Annotated in this window: 3 protein-coding genes; all 3 read right to left on the bottom strand. The window is 68.4% G+C overall.

Annotation, left to right across the window (positions count from 1 at the left end; translation table 11 throughout):
- The coding region (locus AC3FOF_RS44360) for an ImcF-related family protein (RefSeq protein WP_488730291.1) at nucleotides 1–3,338 on the bottom strand (3,338 nt) is incomplete at its 3' end.
- A gap of 202 nt (nucleotides 3,339–3,540) precedes the next feature.
- Entirely contained in the window at nucleotides 3,541–4,809 is a 1,269-nt protein-coding gene (locus AC3FOF_RS44355; protein WP_488730290.1) for a hypothetical protein, read from the bottom strand.
- A 2-nt stretch (nucleotides 4,810–4,811) separates the two neighbouring features.
- Nucleotides 4,812–5,072: PAAR domain-containing protein (locus tag AC3FOF_RS44350; RefSeq protein WP_488730289.1), on the bottom strand; the 261-nt coding region annotated here is incomplete at its 5' end.

The raw sequence follows: 5,072 nt of genomic DNA, 5'->3' as shown, positions 1-5,072 counted from the left end.
CGCGACGCAACCGGCGGCTCCCTGCCCACAAAGATCCGCGACGGCAGCACAAAGCCGCGCAGCGCCAGCATCTCCAGCGGGCCATGGCCGACCTCGGTGCGCAACTGGTAGCGGATCGGGTAGACCATCCCCGCCGGCGCCGGCAGCCGTGCGTCGCGCTCGGTCAGGCTGTCCGGGTCGGCGGGGTGGGATGGCGCCTGCCCTTCCGGCTGGCGCTCGCCCGTGCCGGGCTTCGGCCCCGTGCCGTCGGGCACGCCCTGCCAGGTCAGCTGGAAGGTGGCGCTGTCGATCGGTACGATGCGCGCCCGCTCCAGCATCCGCACCAGCCCCCAGCGCCCGCCGAACTCGTAGTTCTTGTTGGTGCCGGCCTTCTCCGTCTGCCATTGCAGCCGGGTGCCCGGATCCTGCGGGTGGCTGGCCGGCCAGGCCATGGCCTGCCACGTCTCGCGCTGGTTGTAGTAGTGCAGCTTCTGGCCGTCCAGGGTCAGCACCGTGTCGGTCAGGCCCGGGGTCGGAATCGGCATGATTTCAAAGCGGTACCGCGGCTCGCCTTGCGCCAGCAGGTGGGCGGCAATCCGCTGCAGGGTATTGATGGCCTTGAGGAAGGCCGGGTCGAAGGCCTGCGCCTGCCCGCCGGTGGCGGCGGGCACCCATTGGTCGCCCTGCAGCTCGAGCACGCCGGCCAGCTGGGTGCCGAGGAAGCTGGCGATCAGGCCGCCCTGCGGGCGCAGGAAGCGCGCCAGCTCCGCCAGCGAGGCGTCATTGGCGGTGTCCGCGAACGGGTAGCGGCCGGCGAACGACCGGCCCCACGCCATCGCGATGCCGTGCCGCCAGGCGTCGTTCAGGCTCGCCTGCGCCGGTTGCAGCACGGTCTGGGTGGCCTGCGCGATCGGCCGCACGAACAGCGTCTCGCCCATGCCGGCCCATTGGGTGCCCAGGCTGGCGGCCATCAACTGCGCATAGGCCTGCGTATCGGCCAGCTCCGAGCCCTTGCCCTGGAACAGCGCCTGCGCCATCTGCCGGGCCTGCGCATCGGCATCGGCGCTGTTGCTGATCTGCTGCAGGCGCAGGCGCAAGGCCGTGGCGCGGTCGAGGAACCGTTGCAGGCTCAGGTCGCCGCCGGCGCCCTGCCCGCCCTGGCCACCCTGGCCCTGTCCCACCAGCCGCAGCACCGGACCGAACGCGGCCCCAAGCGGCCCGGCCGGGTCGGCCTTGGGCGCCTCGGGTCCGGGCGCCTGCTTGCCGAGCAGGTCCTGCGCCTTGGCCACCAGCGTGTCGGACAGCGTGTCCTTGCGCGCGCCGGCGCCGCCCTGGTACTCGAGCGACCGCATCAGCGCGATCACCGGCGACTGGCGCGCATCGGCCAGCAGCTTGAGCTGCCCGATCGCCGCCGGCAAGGTGGGGGCGGCTTCCCACTGCAGGCTGTTCATGAAGCGCTGCCAGTGTTCCGCGTAGTCGGCGAAGTACTGCTCAGTCAGCGCGGCCTGCAGGTCCTCGGCGGTGCCGCCGTCAGCCTGTTGCGGCTTGCCCTGCTGCGGCTTGCCCTGCTGCGGCTTGCCCTGTTGTGGCTGCCCATCGGTGAGCACCCAGTCGCTGGCGATCTGCGTGCGCCTGGCCGCCTGCTCGATCGCCGCCGCCACGTGGCCCTCATAGGCCTGGCGGGTGTAGGCGCCCGGCACCGTCATGCCGGTCCGCACCAGCCCGCGCGTGTCGGTTCCAGCGGTCAGCGACACCAGGGTCTGGTCGGGATACTTGCTGCCGACGCCCTCGATCACGCCACGGTAGACCGTATCCTGCGCGTTGCGCTCCCCGATCACCGCCAGCAGGGTCGCGCGCGCGCCGGCCACCAGTTCGGCGCGGGGCTCGATGCGCCACGCCGGGTTGGCCTTGAGGTGCTGCGCATGGAACTGGAACAGCCGCTCCGCCAGATCCTGCTGCTCGCCCGGCGTGATGCGGGCCCCTGTGGACCAGCGCCGGACCAGCTGCGGCGTCAGGAACGCCGCCTCGGCCCGCTCGGGGCTGGCCAGCATCAGGTAGGTCTTCAGTGCCTCGTGACCGCCCAGCGCCCACCGGCTGGTCTGCTCGTCCAGTCCGGTGGCCCGCATTTGCGCGAGATCCGTCAGGGTCGCCTCCAGCTCCTGCTGGACCGGCATGACGAGCCGCTCCCGGCTGGCTTGCACGTAAGGCGTCCACAGCGCCGCCAGCACCGCCGGATCGCGGTTCAGGCCAAAGCGGGTCGCCAGCGGCGCGCGCTGCCTGGTGCGGTATTCGAAGCGCCCGATCTCCTGCTGCAAGGCAAGGAGTGCCCGCAGGCGCGTGGCTTCATTGGGCGCCGACCGGACGTCGTTGACCGCCCGTTGGGCGGCCTGCACGTCCCGCCCGTTCAGCACGGCGGACACCAGCATGCCTACGCTCCACAGACCGATGGCGGCGAGCGCCGACACCGAACCGACCGTTGTCGGGTGCCAGCCGGTCCGCCGGCCCGGCTGGCGGCGGGCCGCCTCCCCCAGGTACTGCCAGAGCGGCAGGCTGGCGCCGCCCTGCACATCCGCATTGCCCCCGGCCGCCAGCGGACAGGGTGCGAAGGCAATGCCGCGGACCGGGACAGGCCGGCGTTGCCTGGGCGCCAGTCCCGCAATCCAGTCGGCGAGCGCCTTGCCGCGCGTATCGAGCCGCTGGGAAAGCTCGCCCTGATAGCGGTCGCGGTGGTCCAGGACCACCTGTTCGATGCTGCGCCACACCAGCCGGTCACGCAAAGCCTGCAGGGTGCGCTCGATCGAACCGGCATCCGCCTGCTTGGGGAATTCGCAGGCGATGACGGGGGTATCGCCGCTGGCCACCGCGTCTGTCCGCGCCACATCGAGCAGCCAGACCGGGGCCGACCAGCGCAGCACCTCGGCGATGCGCGCGAGATGGATGCCCCAGGGTAAAGCGCCGCGGCGCTGGGCAGGCAGATCCGCCTCGCCGTCCGTGACAAGGACAAGCGCGTCCACCGGACGGCGCCGGCGCAGCTTGTAGACCTGTTTGAGCCAGGCGGTATCGAGTTGGCCGTCCTGGGTTGTCTTGCTCCACAGCAGCACCGCGTCGGGGGTGATCAGCCAACCGGACGCCACGATCTCCGGCAGCAGGCGGGTAATGGTGGGATCGTCGCCGGTGAGGAGCAGCCAGGGTTGGCGGTAGCGCCAGCGGAAGCCGTGGCCGACAGATAGCTCTTCGCGGAGCCCCTGCAAACGCGACGCGGGGCTCGCTATCGTCTCTACAACCGGCGATGGCTTAAGGCCTGTACGCTTGCGGAACAGCCAGCCTGCTGCCTGGTAGGCGCCGACGCTAGAGGCCAAGGCGTGAATCCCGATCAATACTCCAACGACCGCTGCAATCCACAAGGCGGCCGTCTTCTTCTGCTCAACCGTAGCCCATCCCAGATGATCTCCCCACAACCAGACTGTGCCCAAGGCGAGAACGACCAGTGCCAGCACAATTAGTGCAAAGCCCCACGATCGCATCGGCTTTTGCGCTACGGCAACGGCCTGCGGAACATCGCTAGCAGGTGACATCTTGATCCCCGTCCTTCCGATATGAGTAAACCACGGTGAGTTGCATCTCATCGCTCTGCGTTACCACGAGTTGGGGTGCGCTTTCGCCAGCCTCCACCGCACCGACAACGCCAAGCCAGCCGGCTACTACCCCGGCATCCCCGACTATTCGGTCGAGGTGGCATTGCTGCCGGCGCTCTGACAGATCGGAGAGATTCGCATCGGCCAAGCCGGATGCAACAGCCGAATCCGCTTCCGGCGCAACACCGGCTAGCCACAGGTGCCTGACGTCCTTCGCGTCCGCCAAACCGGCACGCAGCGCCGCTGCACAGCCGGCACCGAACTGCTCCGGAGTGCACGACATTGGCCGGTGCAATCTGCCAATTGCATGCACACCTGACGGCAATGCCAGGCCGTTAGGCACCATCAGCAAAGCAACCCCTGCTTCCGCACTCCCTTCTGGCGGCGCCTCGTGTAACTGCGTGGCGATCAGAAGTAGAGGCAAGGTTGAATCGCGGTCCAGCCAGTCGTCAGCCAGCATCAATCCCCGCGACGAGTCCGGGCACGCCAGATCACAGTCCAGTCCTGACAGACCGAGTAAATCCAGTCGTTGCCGCAACTGCAACAGGCGGTCCTGCGCACGTGTCGGCGAGCCATCCACCAGCCGGACCGCGGGAGCATGGCGATAACCTCGTTGCTGCAACTCCCTGACTGACTCCACAACTGGCCCGAGCAAGAAATCGACCAACACGTCGAACCGGTCCGACGGCGCTCCTGCCTCGGCGCCATCCTCGCCTCCCTGCACGCTCAATAATTCATCCCAGTCTGGCAGGCGGCTATGGCGGACAAGCCCGGCGCCCACCCGCGGGGGTTGCGTAGCCAGCACCGTTTTGGACGATGCCAGGAGCTGCGAAAGCGACAGGCCGTCGCCTGGAAGGCAATAGGAGGAAGCCACAATCTCCAGCGGCCTCTGTGACCGCGCGACCATTTCGCGCAATTGAGCATCGCGATGCTGGTTGTAGTACAGCGCACGCAGGTGCGCGCTCTCGTAGGCGTGCCTCGCCAAACCGAGCAGCAGTAAAAAAACGATCTGGGGCGCGACGGCAATGAGAAACCAAAACTCCGCCCCTTGCGCAGGCTTCTCGGATGGCCATGCCAGCAACACGGCGCCAGATCCAAGCACCGTGCAACAAAGCCAGAGCACCGCCACTCCCCGCGCGCCCGGCGGTTCCGGCAGCGGCTCGACGGGGCCGGCAAGGGCGTAGTCGATCGGCATCGTCAGCCCTTGCCCGCCGTGACCAACGATGAAATGACGCGGCAGCCACAAGCACACTTATGAAGGTGCAGCGCCACGGGCACACCCTTGTCGGTGAAATCAGGATCGCCTTCCGCAATGTATGTATCGCCGTGCAGCGCGCACTTCGCCGGGTCGCCCTGGCGGGCCGCTGCACGTCCCATAAAGCTCATATCCTTTGAGCCGGCCAGGACTTTGCCGCCCCTTTCAAGCTCGTCTCCCGCTCGGACAATTCCAAACATGGT

The sequence above is a fragment of the Cupriavidus sp. 96C5-1 genome (assembly GCF_057798855.1).
The sequence above is the reverse complement of the archived record's forward strand: the minus strand, read 5'-3'. Positions and strand labels throughout refer to the sequence as shown.